This window comes from bacterium (assembly GCA_013360215.1).
Taxonomy (GTDB): Bacteria; CLD3; CLD3; order SB21; family SB21; genus JABWCP01.
On sequence record JABWCP010000011.1, the window covers coordinates 35,318 to 51,079 of the forward strand.

Below are 15,762 nucleotides of genomic sequence, written 5' to 3' on the forward strand. Positions count from 1 at the left end.
AATTACATCCGTTCTAGCGGTGACGCTCATCGGTATCGTGGTGAGCTGCAAAAATGATCAAACAAAAAATTCGGTCAACCTATCGGCCGATTCAAACATCGTAAAAAACGATACAATGTTGCTATCCAAAGTAATGCCTAAAGGGATTATTACACGATTGCCGGGTTCAGATTCGGTTGTAGCGCTGACATTGGATGCCTGTGAGTCACTGATCCCTTCTTATTTTGACACTACGATTTTAAACTATTTGTTGCTTGAGCGTATTCCGTTTACTCTGTTTATGACGGGCAATTTTGCCGTACGAAATCGGGAGACATTACGTATGTTGGCGGGTTATGAATGGATAGATATTCAAAATCATTCCTACCATCATCACCTGCACATGGAGTCGCTGAGTGACAGTGCGGTTGTAGCCGAAGTGAGATCGGCGGAAGATACTATTTTTTCGATCACGGGCCGACGAACAAAGTTGTTTCGTTTTCCGGGCGGAAATTACGATACGCTGACATTAAATCGTGTCGAACACTTGGGCTATCGCGTCGTCCACTGGAGTTTCGAAAGTGGGGATCCGGACAAAAAAATTACGCCACAAAAGATGATTCCGTGGGTTACATCCAAAACACGACCGGGGGGTATTTTGATTTTTCATATCAACGGCCGCGGGTATGCTACAGGCAAGGCTTTACCGGAAATCGTCACGCATCTGCGTAACACCGGTTATCACTTTGCGAAGCTTAATGACTACACCTTCGCCGAATAAGTGATTTTTATTCCTCTTCCTCTTTTTCCCAATTGATTTTACCGAGCATCGTACCCATGATGTCTTTGTAGCTTACATGCGATTCGATCCAGTCTTTGCTTAACGACGAATTTTGATGAAGGCCTTCCAAAACAAACTCCATCGCTGTTGCCAAGGTCATCGCGTCTTTGTTTTCTGTTTTCATGTATTTGGCGGCGACATCGCGTAAGCCGGGAATGGATAATAATTTGGCGTTGTACGATGCAAAAGATTCTTCGTTAGAAAGCTCCAGTTTGTTGCCGGTGGAAAACCAACTAAGGATGGATTGGTACGTCGGGAGATTTTTTTTGTTGAGCGGGTCGGGAAAGTATTGTTTAAATGTCGCTTTGACGGCGCGCCCGATCAATACTTTAGCGACAGAGGCCATACCTTGTTGTTCGCCTTCATAGACGAGTTCGATTTTTCCGGTGATCGAAGGGATGAGATAAAACAAATCGCAGATACGCGGAAAAGATGTTTCTTCGTGCAATAGTATCATGCGTCGCTCGATGGTGCTCAGAAGGTTTTCCATGCACGAAATCGTAAGCCGGGCGCTTACTCCGGATTTTTGATCAATGAATTCACTGCCGCGCGCTTGAAAGGCGATATTTTCGACAATCTCACGGAAATAATCGGGTATGGCGATCGTAGCCGGATTTCGATCTTCCCACGCTTCCTGACGTGTGATACGAATGCCGTCCTCTATTTGTGTGGGGTAATGGGTCAGGATTTGCGAGTCAATACGATCTTTGAGCGGCGTGATAATGCTGCCGCGATTGGTATAATCTTCGGGATTTGCCGAAAAGACAATCATGATGTCCAGCGGGATACGAATATTGAACCCGCGAATCTGAAAATCTTTTTCTTCCAAAATATTAAACAAACTAACCTGAATGCGCGGTTGGAGATCGGGTAATTCATTGATGGCAAAAATGCCGCGGTTGCTGCGAGGGATAACACCAAAGTGCATGACGCGTTCATCGGCGTAGTGAAGTTTTTGGGTAGCCGCTTTGATCGGGTCGATATCGCCGATCAGATCGGCGACGGTTACATCGGGTGTGGCCAATTTTTCACCGTAGCGCTCATGGCGCGGCCACCATGTGATCGGTGTGGCATCACCGTATTTTTCCACGGCATCTTTGGCCGCTCGTGAAACCGGATCAAATGGATTGTCGTTGAGCGGTGCCTCTTCGATGACGGGGATTTCTTCGTCTAAAAGATTGGTAAGGCTGCGCAGAATACGTGTCTTAGCTTGTCCGCGTAATCCCAATAGGATAATATCGTGTTTGGATAAAATAGCATGAATGAGTTCAGGTATAACGGTTTTATCATAGCCGATGATATTGGGAAAAATTGTTTCGCCCTGTTTCAGTTTGCGCATCAGATTGCGCCGCATTTCATCTTTGACCGATAAAGCTTGATAGCCTGAAGATTTGAGTTCGCCGAGCGTCCGCGGTTTTGCCATATATATCCTCTATTGTAAAGTGGTCTTAATCTAATACGATTATAGGTGATCTTCAACGCTCAGGTTTGAGAATTGTGCTGATAAAAAAAAGCCGCTTCGGTTTAACGAAGCGGCTTATGTCGACAATGTAAATCAAATTATTTTTTCGTCGTGTCTTTACCGCTGAAAGGTACCGGCATAGACGGAGGTACTTTGGAGTTGAGTTCGTTGAGCAGTGTTTCCGTCAGGTCGTGGCCGGTTTCGCCGTATACGATCAATCCTTCGACGGGCGTGCCAAGGATAACGGTATATCCGTTATCTTTACCGTATTTTTGAATAAACGTGCTGATGTCCTGGAAAATAGGTTCCATCAGTTGGGATTGTTTTTGATTGACCTGTTGCTGCAGTGATTGCTGCAATTGGTAAAATTCGGATTGTTTACGTTGAAAGGATTCCATCTGCGGTGCCATAGCGGCCGAACTTAAGACTTTAGATTTTTTTTCAAGGTCTTCGCCGATGGTTTGCAGCTCCGCATAACGCTTTTGCAAGTCAGCTTGGAAAGGCGCTGTTTCTTCTTGCAGTTTTTGCTGAATTGCGAGCGCGGGTTTGTACTGTGCAAGCAACGCATCCGATTTGATGAAGCCGACTTTGGAACCGCCTTTTTCGAGCGAAGTTACTTTGACGAATAAAATGATCATACCGATCAGAAGCAAAGCGCCGAGCGCCACGCCGGCGTAAAGCAGGTTCTTAGAATTATTTCCGGATTCTTGAGACATGGGATTCTCCTTGTTATTTTATGATAATGTAGGAATTTGTTTGTGTTGATCGGCGGCGATCAAGGTGCTGATATTCATCAGCACGGGAAACATCTCCGTATCACGCGCCAAATTTTCGACCGTTGCGGACTTGACAGCGATGGCGTGACGTTCATTGAATACCGCAAATTTGAATCGGCATTTTTCAAATAATTCGATCAATTCCGTCTGAATAAAAGGATTTTCAAACGTATGTTGAATCGTTTCTTTATCATAATTGGAAAAAACGATCCCGTGGCGTTGGTACGCATACCGGCGCGCATTGAGCACCATCGGTGCATAAAATTCTACGTCCAAAGATTCGCGAATATCCACGCGCGGATTGACAATAACCATCTGAAACGGCTGGGGTACCCGTACAGCGATGGTGATAAGCCCTTGCTCACCGATAATCGTTTTTTGATCCGCGGTTTCTTTCCCCAAAAAAGTTAATGAAATGCGTATATCCGTCTGGCCGTCGCGAATACTATAGCTGCAACCGCGTTCGCTGATCAATCCCCGGGATGTCGCATGCTCCCGGTGAAAATGCCTGAGCTGTACATGGTTATGCGTAGCCGTTATGGCAAACACTTCCATCACGTCGCGATCATCCAAAATATAAGACCAGTAACGTCTGATCAAAAAGACCACGCATGTGAGAACGGAAACAAACCCTAGGATCAAAAGAAAGGCCTCGTATTCGCCGTCGATAGCGCGGCGGAGATCTTTGATGAGCCAACCCGCTCCGACAACGATGGTAAGGGCCAGCACGGCGTACCAAAAAAACCGATAACGGAGGACTGCGTAAATCGCCTGCACGTCAGACAGCCTGATTGGGGGTAACGGGTTTTGCAGCGCCGAATTTTTTTTCTTCGCCTCGCATCAAACGCCGTATATTTTCGCGGTGAGTAAAAGTGATGAGCGCCATGACAAAGAGACTAAAACCCAACAAGTAATCGGAAACAGGTAGTTGTAACACAAAACGCTGGATAAAAACAACGATTGGAAAAACCCATGAACCGATGATTGAGCCCAGGGAAACATAGCGTGTGAGCGCAAAAATCAGAATAAATGTTGCGAAACAAATACCGACAGGTAACGGTGCTACACCCAATACTGCGCCGGCCATGGTTAAAACGCCTTTTCCGCCTTTGAATCCGAAAAATATGGTCCATATATGCCCGGCAACAGCGGCGATAGCCGCTAAGATTCGTACCAGAGTGATCTCCAACGGTGTCGCATCAAATGCAGAGTATAAGGCATCAGTAAGCCACAACGATGAGATCAGACCTTTGAGAATATCAATAATGGCGACGACAGCTCCCCAGCGTCCCCCGAGCAATCGGATCGCATTGGTCATACCTGCATTGCCGCTACCGTAGGTGCGAATATCCACACCTTTTATCCAACGGGATATTAGAATACTCGGACTGATTGAGCCTAGGAGATAAGCTATTATAAGTATTGCTAAGAGTGAAATCATGATGTTCTCTATGTTACTGAACGGCGCATGATACGTAATAATGTAAGAAAATTCAATGTTATATTTGAAATGTGTGAGATACTCTAAATACATCAAACCCTCATGCTGACCAAACATGAGGGTTTGTTATTAAGAAAAGGAGGAGGATTCAAAACGGGTACAGTCTAAATCTGTGTATGCCGAAAGCCGCCGGGCGAATCACTGATACGACCATTCAAGCGTTGAGTTTTTCCCAGATTCACAATGATTGCAGGGATTTGATCCATGTCCGTAGATTTATCAAGAAAAAAATCGGCACCATAAAATATGCATCGGCTTTTAAATTGAGGATACGGATGTTGCGTAAACATGATAACAATCGGGGGTGAAGACAGGTTTTTGATCTGAGTCAAAACACCGACGCCGCTGCCATCCCGCATTTTGATGTCCAGTATGACAACGTCAGGACGTATTGTGCTTACGGATTCTAACGCTTGTGCGGCACGGGCTTCAGTTTCTATAAAAACATCCCGGCATTCCTCCGTAATCAACGTTTTTAAACGCTCTCGTATAAGCTCCGAATCATCTATGATCAGTATGCGCATATACTTATTCCGTAAAAAATAAAAATTTAGTGTTCGAACGATCGTGCAAGAAAATATATAAAACCGAGCAGAATGAATATAATACATCACGTGATCATACTAGAACACAATGTCTGATTAGATATTGATGCCTACATAAGATAATCAAAATTAAGTTATTTGTCTGTAGGTAAATGGCTGAAAATCGTGTAGGTAATTTACCTACAAATCTTGATGAGGCAGGATTAAGTTTAAATTAATCAAAGCAAGGTAAAACAAAACAACCTGCGATGAGTTCGCAGGTTGTTTATGTTAAAATCAAAATGGGATCAATTCATCGCGATTTTTTCGAGGACATCACCGATACGATCAAATTCGCTGGTTTTGTCAAAAAAATAGTCGGCTCCATATTGGAGGCAACGATCCCTAAACTGTGGATAAGGGTACTGTGTAAACATAATAATAACCGGCGGTTTTGGCTCGGATTTTAGTTGTTTAAGGACTTCGATGCCGTTCCCTCCGGGCATCTTAATGTCCAAAATTACTACATCCGGTTTTTGCATGATAGCCTGTCGAATTGTATCAGGCGCCGTTTCCGCATGACCGACTAATTCCAGATTTTTATGCAACTCATGTATTAATGATGAAAGGCGATCATACACTAGCGCTGAATCATCTGCAATCAGTATTCGCACAATACCCCTTTTCTCTTTTGTCCCCTAAAAGAGACTCTTATTATTTTACGATAATAGACCCAAGTAACATTTGAAATATAATGTTCGAAATCACGAAAGTATGTAGGTATTTTTCTGAAAATATTGTAGGTAAATTACCTACAAGATTTATTTAAACTAAACATTTACAATATAAACATATAACTGTTTAAATTTATTTTAAGGGTTATATAAAACTGCTTTGATCCAATCCACTCAGGTGTTCGATCATTAGGAAATGAAATGTGAATCAAGGAGAATGAAAAAAATTAGTTGGTATTCAGAGGATCAGCGGAGGCAAACAAGATTCAATACACAAAAAATAAAAACACAAAGTAGAATTTACTCGACTAATTTTTTTTGAATGGCGTAGCGGATAATTTCGGCATTAGATGTTAGATTCATTTTTTCAAGAATACGGTCTCGCATCGAATTAACCGTTTTGGGGCTGATGCTGAGTGCTTCACCGATCTCTTTGGGTGACAATCCTTGTGCGATCAAGCGCATAACCTCGTATTCACGATCCGATAGATTGGTATGGGGTTCATCCGCTCCGGTATCTTTTTCAGCTAGGATCATGGCTACAGCTTTGGTGATAAATTTTTTTCCGGCCTTTACTGTACGAATTGCTTCGACCAGCTCGTCCGATGCGACGGATTTATTGATATATCCCATAGCGCCTAGGCGAATCGCACGTTCGGCGTATTGGCTTTCCGGATAAGCCGTTAGTATCAGAACCGGTAATTGAGGTCTTATCATACGCACCTGTTTGAGTGCTTCTAATCCCGTGACACCTGGCATCGAAATGTCCATCAACGCGACATCAAATATTTCCGTCTGAATGCAGCCAATTAATTCGTCGGCATTCGACGCGTGTGTGATGTGGCAACGCGGATAACGTTCTAGTACCGTTTCGGCAAGGCCTTTGCGTACGATAGCGTGATCATCAGCAATAAGAATGCAAGCTATGGGAGCGGGCTGTTCCATAATGTGGTTTACGAAATGGGGTTAATAATTGGCAGAGATACATGTACTACGGTACCTTTACCTTGTTCGCCGGAGATTGTGATTTCGCCTTGTAAATGTTGAATACGTTCACGCATGCCCACAAGACCCAATGAATGGGGGCTGTTGAGTTGTACTTTGGTAATACCTTTTCCGTTGTCGCGAATAATGAGATGAAGATGTTCATGTTCGGCGAAAAACTCAATAACGACTTCCGTAGCTTCGGCATGGCGCATCACGTTCGTCAGTGTTTCCTGAAAAATACGAAACAGCGCAGTGCCTTGCTCATTGGTGACCGGTGTATCGCCTTGTTCCAGATAACAACGGCACTGAAGGCCCGTACGCTTTTCAAATTCCGATGCTTGCCATTCGATGGCGGCCGAAACACCGAGATCGTCCAGAAGTCCCGGACGCAATTCGCTGGCAATTCGCTGGACACTTTTAACGGTGGCGTCGATGAGTGAACTCATCGTGTTAGATTTTTCTTTGAGGGAAGGGTCTTCAGGGAGGCGTTTTTGTATCCAGGAAAGATCCATTTTCAGTGCGGTCAGTTGTTGACCCAGTTCATCATGCACTTCGCGCGAAATCCGCGTACGCTCTTCTTCACGGACCCGAACCAAGTGATCGGAGAGATCGCGCAGCTGTTTAGTGCGCTCTTCGACCCTCTTTTCCAATTCGTCATGCGCATGCTGCAATTCATCTTTCTTCTGATTTAAAGCTGCCGTGCGTTCGATTACGATACCTTCAAGTCTGCGGTTCATCGCTTCAATATTGCGTACACGAGCGGAATAAGCAAATAGTAAAATTCCAATCAGCGCGGCAAATAAGATCGTTCGGAACCACCACGTTTCCCAATACGGCGGGCGGATCACAATCGGAAAACGAAGACCGTCGCTATTCCAAATCTGATCGTGATTGGAAGCGCGGACCAGGAGCGTGTAATTTCCCGGATCAATGTCCGTATATTTTACGATGCGATTTTTTCCTGTTACAAAATTCCAATTTTCATCAATACCATCCAGTTTGTAGGCGTATTGATTTTTTTCGGGGACATAAAAATTGAGTGCGGAAAAGGAAAAGCTAAAAAAATTCTGATCATAATCTAAATGAAGATCGTGTTTGTAAGGAATGCTTGTATCCAATTTAGTGGGTTTGTCAAAAAGCCTGAAATCCGTAAGCGCTAGTCGCGGTGCTTGTTCGTGAGGTACGATAGCGCGCGGATGAAAGATATTAAATCCATTAACACCGCCAAATAGAAATTCGCCTTCACGCGTGCGAAGGCAAGCATTCGGTTCAAATTGATCAGCTTGTAAACCGTCATCGGATGTATAAACAGTAAAAACGCGGGAAGTATCGGATTTTGTTTGCATCCGAATAATACCGCGATTACTGCTCAGCCACAGATTGTCATTTTCATCGCCGATAATACCGTAAATGACATTGTTAGGCAAACCGTCTTTACGGGTGATGCGTTGAAATTTCTGTGTAAGTGGATCAAAGCGATTTAACCCGTTAGCCGTGCCGATCCATAGATAACCTGACTTATCCTGATAGATGCTATATACGTGGTTATCTGAAATCGTGAAGGCATCCGCCGTGTTTTTGGAAAACGTCATAAATTGTTCGGTTTGTCGATCAAAACACATCAAGCCCCGCAGTTGTGTGCCAATCCATAGTTTTCCTCTGTTGTCCATATAGAGTATTGTTAACATCTCATGTCGGATATTCTGATCTCCTAATTTGGTTACTCCATAGGTTTTAAATTGCTCATTTTTTGGGTCATATCGCACAAGTCCGTTGCGATAAGTTGCAATCCAGATGAACCCTTCGTTGTCTTCGACAATGTCATATACGCGGTTGGCAGTAAATTGACCTTGCGTCGTCGAACGGCGATAGGATTTCATTGTCCTACGTGCAGGATCATAACATTGCAGCCCACTCTGATGCGTACCGATCCATATTTTACCGGAGCGATCTTCGAAAACGCGGTGTATTTGACGATCTCTCAGTGCATCGGAACTATCGGGACTATATCGCAAATGTTCAAAACGATCCGTAGTGCGGTCCCACCGCGAAATGCCGTCATCCGTACTGATCCAGATTGAACCATCGTCGCTTTCGGTGAAGCTGCGTACTACATTATGGATCAGACTGTGCGGATCCAACGGGTTTTTTTTGTAGTGAACAAAACGCGGCTCCATTCCGCTGATTTGTGTTACACCATTGGAATACGTACAAACCCAGACGATGCCGTCGGTAGATTGGTAAATATCATAAATATACTCATCGGTAAAAATGGCCGGCTGATTAGGCGTGTTGCGGAAATTAAGAAATGTGTCGCCGGTCATCAAGTTAATGCCGCCTTCGGTGGTACCTATCCACAATCGGCCATAGGCGTCGCGTAGAATCCGGCGAACACGGTTGTGGCTTATAGTGTTTGGGTTCTTATTTTCAAACGTAAAAAATTCCCATTGTTTCGTTGTGCGGTCAATTTTCCCCAGCCCTTGCGGTGTACAAACCCATAAGGTATTACCTCTGTCTATCGGATCTTCATACACATCCCAAATCGTACTAAAATTGAAATGAGGGGGCACAACCAGATCGTCATATATCTTTGAAAATTTATTGGTCTCCGTATCCATTACGCAGAGACCGCCGGCAGTTGTTCCGATCCAAAGTTTTTTTTCTGCCGTGCCACCTGCGTTATGAACTTGGCAAATTGCTCGAATCAAATTGGATGATACACTTTTGCTATCGTTGGGGTTGTGTAAGAATGACTCGAAATCCGTTGGATTGGTTTGCCGTAACTTATTGAGCCCTACGTGCGTGCCGATCCACAATGTGCCGTAACTGTCTTGATATAATACATTGATATTATTATTGCTGATAGATGTCGGCTGCATCGGGTCATGAAAAAACTTTTCGAAGCGGCCTGTGATGGGATCAAAACGGTTGAGTCCGTCTTCCGTTCCGACCCAAATACGTCCGTCTCGATCTTCGAGCAATGCCGTTACATAATTGTGAGAAATGGAAAAACTGTCGTTTTCGTCGTGCTGAAAGACAAGGAATTCATACCCGTCAAAGCGGTTGAGGCCTTCGCGTGTACCAAACCACATAAATCCGTCCCTGGTCTGAAGCGCGCATGTTACCAGATTTTGAGATAATCCATCTTCGAGCGTATAGGATCGCACCTGGAAATGGCGTTGTGGTTTAGCGTCTCCGCCTTGGACGGCGTAACCACAAACCATGATCCATATGCACAATACCGTTGCAAAACGACGCCGTGGGGACATTTGAAAAAAGATTAATGAATTGAGATCGGTGTAGTGAAAACTAATCGAAAAGAGTCGAAAAAAAAAGTGAAAAAATATTATTTAATCCGTGCCTGATTTGTAACGTCAAAATCTATTTTTTAGGACCGATGCGCGTAAGTAATAAACCGGTGGCTACGGTGTCTCCGTCTTGGTCACGGATATCAACCCGTACGGAGATGTCGCGCGTTTCGGCTGTCGCCACGATCTCGGTTTGGCATTCTCCAACAAGTGTACCCCGTGCCTTTTTTTGATAATCCACCGCGATATTTTTTACGATAAAACGCGCATCCTCCGGTAATCCGCATACCAACGCAAGATTGCCGGTGTATTCCGCGAGGTTAGCAAGAGCAATGGCATGTATCGAACGCAGATGGTTGCGCACTTTACGCCGATCCCGTAATAAAACACGCGCATAACCGGGTTTGAGTTCTAAAACGCGGGCTGATATGCTCCCGGTGTAGGGTATGTAGCGGTTGACAAAACAACTGAATATCAAGGCACCCAATGGAAGTTTATTCAAAAATAACCATTGACGGTGTATAGCGTTGCGTCCTTCAGTTTGCATAAATCGTTATCGGGGTTTAGATGAAATACAATTCCATTCAGTTCATATACTTATTGTAAAGGAAATCCGACTAAATTCCAATTGAATTGTGTCTGTGAAAAGACTACTTTACGCGCGAATTTAAAGAAAATGTTAATATGAAGAAAATCGATTTTTTAGATTGGTCACTTGACGCTTGGTTTTTAGCGTTATGTTTGATGTTGTGTTTAACATGTATGGCCTTCAGTTGTTCATTGAACGCACAGGAAAAAGACACGGTTATTTTGCGCGACTCCGCTGTAACCGAGGGCGACAGCGTGGACACGTTTAATGCCACAGTACAGAATGTGGTGAATGAAACTCGACGTATCGTCAAACGACGCGCCCAAGCCGCATCGCGTTTTCTGAACGAACGCTACATCATCGTCATTGACCCAGGCCATGGCGGCACAAAGTACATAGACAAAGGGAATTCGGCCAAATTGGATGGCATCGAATACCACGAAAAAGACATGATGTTTGAATATGCACAGCTAGTGGAGAAAAAATTAGCCGCGGCAGGATATGAAGGACTGCGAAAAACGAAAGAAGCGGCGGATGATTCGTCGCTATCCATTTACACGCGTGCCGGTCGTGCGGCCAAATTCGGAAAAGATGCAGGCAAAAAAGTTCTTTTTGTCAGCCTCCACTGGAATAATTTTGAAGATCCTTCGGTCGGCGGTACGGAGATATATATCAAAGAAAGTCAAAATTACAAAAGTCGTAAATTGGCGGAATTTCTGCGCGGTTCGATGAGTCATATTTTACAAATGCACGGTGCCGGTCAAAATATTACGGGTATCGTCGAACGCGATTATCGTGTGCTGCGCGAAATGGATACCGGTGTTTTGATCGAAATCGGGTACGCAAGCAACCCCGGCGACCTCCGAAAGATGCTGTCACAAAAAGACGAGATTGCCACCGCTATTGTCAATGGCATTGATGCGTTTGCGGAATATATGCAGGAACAAGAGGCGCAAAAACAAATGCCCAATGATGATCCCAAAAAAGCGGCTGAGGATGCCAAGTTAGCCGAAATCCCGAGCATCCCGTTTGGATGGTCCTGGCGCAAAAAAGATATTAGCGCCGATGTGGATCATCTGATGAAACGTTACGACGGGATGTACGAAAAGGTCACCACTGAAAAAGAAATTTACCTGACGTTTGACTGCGGTTGGGAAAACGGCTATACGCCGAAAATATTAGATGTGCTGAAAGCCAACGAAGTCAAGGCCGCGTTTTTCATTACCGGCGGATATTTGAAGTCGGCAGAGGATGTCGTGGCGCGTATGGTGCAGGAAGGTCATATCGTCGGCAATCATTCTGTCAACCACCTCAGCATGCCGCAGCTCAAAGTGCGGGAGATGAAGCGGGAGATTCTTGGTTTAGAGCAGGATTTTTATGATCTTTTTGAAATGAAAATGAATTATTTCCGTCCGCCCAGCGGCGAATGGAGTCGTCGTTCGCTGGCCGTGACCCAGGCGCTGGGATATAAGACCGTATTTTGGTCGTTTGCGTACGATGATTGGGATGTGCAGGCACAACATGGGCGGGATTATGCATACAAAAAAATCACCCAAAATGTTCGCCCCGGCGTCATTATTCTGTTGCATGCGGTATCAAAGGATAATTTTGAAGCATTAGACGCCGTGATCAAAGATCTGCGCAAAGACGGTTATGTATTTAAGAGTTTGGATGAAATCAAATAAAGAACGATGAGAGCGAATGGGTACACATGATCAAACGGCGGATGCCGTACTCCCCAAACCGGAAGAAAAAAAACAATACGTACGCGCCATGTTTGACGGCGTGGCGTCAAAGTATGACTTTCTCAATCATTTATTGAGTCTCGGTATTGATATTTATTGGCGCCGTCGTGCCCTGAAACTGATCAATTTTTCGATGAATCCGAAATTGCTGGATTTAGCCACCGGCACGGGCGATGTGGCGATCATGGCTATACGTATGGGTGCGCAACATGTGTACGGTGTGGATTTATCGGAAGGGATGTTGGCCTACGGGCGAAAAAAAATCGAAAAAGAAAAAATGACGGATGCGATCGATATGATCTGTGGTGAGGGCGAACGCATACCGATGGAAGATGCGTGTGTGGACGCTTCGACGATCGCTTTCGGCATTCGTAATGTCGTGGATATCCCGCAAACGCTGCGCGAAATGGCGCGTGTGACCAAAACATCGGGCATGATCGTGGTGCTCGAGTTTTCCCAACCGCAATGGCCGGTGATGAAGCAGTTGTACCAATTCTACTTTACGCAAGTTCTTCCGCGCATTGGTTCTCTCTTTTCCAAAGATAAAAAGGCGTATCATTATTTGCCGGCGTCGGTGATGCGTTTCCCGGCACGTGACGAGTTTGCTCACATGATGGAACAAGCCGGCTATACCAACGTTCGTCATTTTGATATGACGCTGGGTATCGTGACAGTTTATTCCGGCATCAAATTGTAAACGTTTTTTTGGAGAACACTATGCTGATCGAAAAAAAAGTAACAGAATTTTTAGATGAATTGGCCTCGTCGGCGCCTGCGCCCGGGGGAGGCAGTGTAGCCGCGTTGGCCGCGGCTCTGGGGACGGCACTCACAGCGATGGTCGCGCAGCTTACGATCGGAAAAAAGAAATATGCCGATGTCGAACCTATCATGCAGGAGATCAGCCGTAAAGCGGAAACCCTGCGCCGTGATGCAACAGCCCTGATTGATAAAGATACGATTGCATTTAATGCCGTGATGGCCGCATTTGCCATGCCCAAAGAAACCGACGAACAAAAACAAGCGCGCGCGTCGGCCATCGAAAGTGCGACACAAAACGCAACGCGTATTCCTCTGGATGTTATGAAGTTGTGCGCAGCCGCAATCGGGTTGACCCATACGGTCGTTACGCGCGGCAATACTAACGCCCTCAGCGACGGCGGCGTCGGTGCGCTGATGCTGCAGGCCGCTTGCCGCGGTGCTTATTATAATGTGATGATCAATTTGGGCGGACTCAAGGATGCGGCATTTGTATCGGCGACCCAATCGGAAGCGCAAATTACCATGAAAACCGTGGATGATGCGGCGCTTGCGATCAGTCAACACGTAGGCAATCAGTTCGGCGTATGAATTTAGATACGATACTTTTTTTTATTGTCGTTGTCGGACTGTTGTCGTTTACGTTTTTGATTTATATCGGTCGTAAAAGAAAAAAAAGTATAGGCGCGCGTAAAGAACGCATCAAAAACCAATGGCGTAACCGCCTTGAGGAATGAGTATGGAACCGATGGACAAGCCGCTGGATAAACAATCCCTCATCAAAGGCGAGGTGCAGGATGACGTGGATCGCAAACTGCTGGAACTGTCTGCGCTTTTTGAAATAAGTCAGTTGCTCAATTCTTCCCTCAATCTGACTTCGATCGTAGATAATATCTTGCTCTCACCGATGGGCCGCATGATGATCAATAAAGGTCTTTTTTTGCTGCATCGCGGTGATCATCAGTATGAAATATTTACCCTCAAAGGTTTATCCCGCGATCTGATCGGAAAAAAAATAAGCATCACCGAGATACCGCAAAAATCTTTTCTCCTCGATGAGGTTTCCGACGCGCCGTATCCGTGGCTTTCGTTTTTTACGCAGTACGACATGAAGCTGATCGTGCCGATCGTTTTGCGCAACGATATGCTTGGGTTGGTCGCTTTCGGAAAAAAATTGATCGGTGGTCCGTACATCGAAAGCGAGATCGAATTTTTATCGTCCATCGCCAATATTGCCGCCACCAGCATTCAAAACGGTATTGTGTTCGAAGAGTTACGATCGGTCAATGCGCGCTTAGATAAAAAAATACAAGAACTGCACACCCTTTTTGACATCGGCAAGGAACTCAACGCCACGTTAGATGCGCAGAAGGTCGTCAAATTGCTTTCCTACGGGCTTATGGGTGAAATGATGGTTAATCGTTTCGCGATTTTGGTGCGTCGCCATGACGGTGTCGAATATGCCGAAAAACGGGGCCTTGCCCGATTGCAGCTCGATGACACCCAGACGTCGCTGGTATTCAATTATTCGCAACCGGCGGTGGTGACGGATGACGAGCACAGCGAACTGCAGCACGCTCTTCAAAATCAGGATATTATCGCAATTGTTCCGATGCGAAGCCAGGATCGCACAAAAGGTGTTCTGCTTCTTGGCCCTAAAATTTCCGGAAAAGGATTTACTAAAGAAGAATTAGATTTTGTTTTTACGCTGGGTAATCAGGCGATGATTTCGCTTGAAAACGCATGGCTTTTCGAAGATTCACTGGAGCGTAAACGACTGGAAGAGGAACTCGAACTTGCACGCAAAATTCAGATGGGCTTGTTACCTAAAGATTTTCCAAAACTGAACAATTTTGAAGTGTACGGTTTGAATATTTCATCCAAACAAGTCGGTGGCGATTACTTTGATGTGCTCAAAATCGATGAAACGCATTATATCATAGCGATCGCGGATGTGAGCGGTAAAGGCGTACCGGCTTCGCTTTTGATGAGCAATGTGCAGGCCAGTTTGCTGGCGCTCAGTACCGAAGTCAGTGATTTTAGCAAGCTTGTCTATAAGGTAAATAATATCATTTACGCGAATACCGATTCCGAAAAATTTATCACGTTTTTTGGCGGTGTACTGGATATCGAAAAACGTACGTTTACATATGTCAATGCAGGGCACAATCCGCCGTATTGGCGGAAAACGGATGGGACGTTACATACACTGGATAAAGGCGGTTTACTTTTGGGTATGTTGCCCGACATGCCGTATGAACAAGAAACGATCACGCTTTCACCCGGTGAAGGCATCGTCATGTTTACCGATGGCGTGACGGAAGCGATGAACGAAAAGTTGGATCAATATGACGAATCGCGCCTTGAAGCATTGATCAAGACGCATCCGAAGATAACGGCCAAAGAATGTACGGAAAAAATTGCCGCTGAAGTCAAAGCCTTTGCCGGTGCGGCGCCGCAGTCAGACGATATCACCGTTGTTATCCTCCATGCTATTTAAGAGCCTACCTTTATTTTGGAAACATAGCGGCGTGATGTAAAACATCCGCCGTTTTTGATA

Annotated in this window: 15 protein-coding genes; 6 read left to right on the top strand and 9 right to left on the bottom strand. The window is 45.1% G+C overall.

Translation table 11 applies throughout. The features are described 5' to 3' along the window. The first annotated feature begins 115 nt into the window (after nucleotides 1–115). Entirely contained in the window at nucleotides 116–760 is a 645-nt protein-coding gene (locus HUU58_08970) for a polysaccharide deacetylase family protein (GenBank protein ID NUN45802.1), read from the top strand. 7 nt (nucleotides 761–767) lie between these two features. On the opposite strand, the gene HUU58_08975 is transcribed toward HUU58_08970, so the two are convergent. The 9 genes from HUU58_08975 to HUU58_09015 form a co-directional block, all read right to left on the bottom strand. After that, nucleotides 768–2,243, bottom strand: a complete 1,476-nt coding sequence (locus HUU58_08975) for a sigma 54-interacting transcriptional regulator (GenBank protein ID NUN45803.1) — start codon at nucleotides 2,241–2,243, stop codon at nucleotides 768–770. Nucleotides 2,244–2,380: 137 nt separating this feature from the next. Next, nucleotides 2,381–2,998, bottom strand: a complete 618-nt coding sequence (locus tag HUU58_08980; protein NUN45804.1) for an OmpH family outer membrane protein — start codon at nucleotides 2,996–2,998, stop codon at nucleotides 2,381–2,383. 18 nt (nucleotides 2,999–3,016) lie between these two features. Next, on the bottom strand, nucleotides 3,017–3,835 hold the full coding sequence (locus tag HUU58_08985; GenBank protein ID NUN45805.1) for a hypothetical protein: 819 nt from the start codon (nucleotides 3,833–3,835) through the stop codon (nucleotides 3,017–3,019). A 1-nt stretch (nucleotide 3,836) separates the two neighbouring features. Further along, complete coding sequence (plsY, locus tag HUU58_08990) at nucleotides 3,837–4,499, bottom strand: glycerol-3-phosphate 1-O-acyltransferase PlsY (GenBank protein ID NUN45806.1); 663 nt, start codon at nucleotides 4,497–4,499, stop codon at nucleotides 3,837–3,839. A gap of 164 nt (nucleotides 4,500–4,663) precedes the next feature. After that, on the bottom strand, nucleotides 4,664–5,083 hold the full coding sequence (locus tag HUU58_08995) for a response regulator transcription factor (protein NUN45807.1): 420 nt from the start codon (nucleotides 5,081–5,083) through the stop codon (nucleotides 4,664–4,666). A gap of 308 nt (nucleotides 5,084–5,391) precedes the next feature. Then, nucleotides 5,392–5,757: a response regulator transcription factor gene (locus HUU58_09000; GenBank protein ID NUN45808.1), complete on the bottom strand. Its 366-nt coding sequence runs from the start codon at nucleotides 5,755–5,757 to the stop codon at nucleotides 5,392–5,394. 360 nt (nucleotides 5,758–6,117) lie between these two features. Beyond that, entirely contained in the window at nucleotides 6,118–6,762 is a 645-nt protein-coding gene (locus HUU58_09005) for a response regulator transcription factor (GenBank protein NUN45809.1), read from the bottom strand. Nucleotides 6,763–6,770: 8 nt separating this feature from the next. Then, nucleotides 6,771–10,028 (bottom strand): hypothetical protein, encoded by a 3,258-nt coding sequence (locus tag HUU58_09010; protein NUN45810.1) that lies wholly within the window; start codon nucleotides 10,026–10,028, stop codon nucleotides 6,771–6,773. Between the two features lie 157 nt (nucleotides 10,029–10,185). After that, nucleotides 10,186–10,659, bottom strand: a complete 474-nt coding sequence (locus HUU58_09015; GenBank protein ID NUN45811.1) for a DUF4442 domain-containing protein — start codon at nucleotides 10,657–10,659, stop codon at nucleotides 10,186–10,188. 137 nt (nucleotides 10,660–10,796) lie between these two features. On the opposite strand from HUU58_09015, the gene HUU58_09020 reads away from it, so the two are divergent. Genes HUU58_09020 through HUU58_09040 form a run of 5 tightly spaced genes read left to right on the top strand, consistent with a single transcriptional unit; the run spans nucleotide 10,797 to nucleotide 15,702 of the window. Beyond that, entirely contained in the window at nucleotides 10,797–12,386 is a 1,590-nt protein-coding gene (locus HUU58_09020) for an N-acetylmuramoyl-L-alanine amidase (protein NUN45812.1), read from the top strand. A 16-nt stretch (nucleotides 12,387–12,402) separates the two neighbouring features. Further along, nucleotides 12,403–13,143, top strand: coding sequence for a bifunctional demethylmenaquinone methyltransferase/2-methoxy-6-polyprenyl-1,4-benzoquinol methylase UbiE (gene ubiE / locus HUU58_09025; protein NUN45813.1), 741 nt, complete (start codon nucleotides 12,403–12,405; stop codon nucleotides 13,141–13,143). A 20-nt stretch (nucleotides 13,144–13,163) separates the two neighbouring features. Next, nucleotides 13,164–13,793, top strand: coding sequence for a cyclodeaminase/cyclohydrolase family protein (locus HUU58_09030; GenBank protein ID NUN45814.1), 630 nt, complete (start codon nucleotides 13,164–13,166; stop codon nucleotides 13,791–13,793). Continuing rightward, nucleotides 13,790–13,939 (top strand): LPXTG cell wall anchor domain-containing protein, encoded by a 150-nt coding sequence (locus HUU58_09035; GenBank protein ID NUN45815.1) that lies wholly within the window; start codon nucleotides 13,790–13,792, stop codon nucleotides 13,937–13,939. The genes HUU58_09030 and HUU58_09035 overlap by 4 nt, the downstream gene beginning before the upstream one ends. A 2-nt stretch (nucleotides 13,940–13,941) precedes the next feature. Next, entirely contained in the window at nucleotides 13,942–15,702 is a 1,761-nt protein-coding gene (locus HUU58_09040) for a SpoIIE family protein phosphatase (protein NUN45816.1), read from the top strand. Nucleotides 15,703–15,762: the final 60 nt, after the last annotated feature.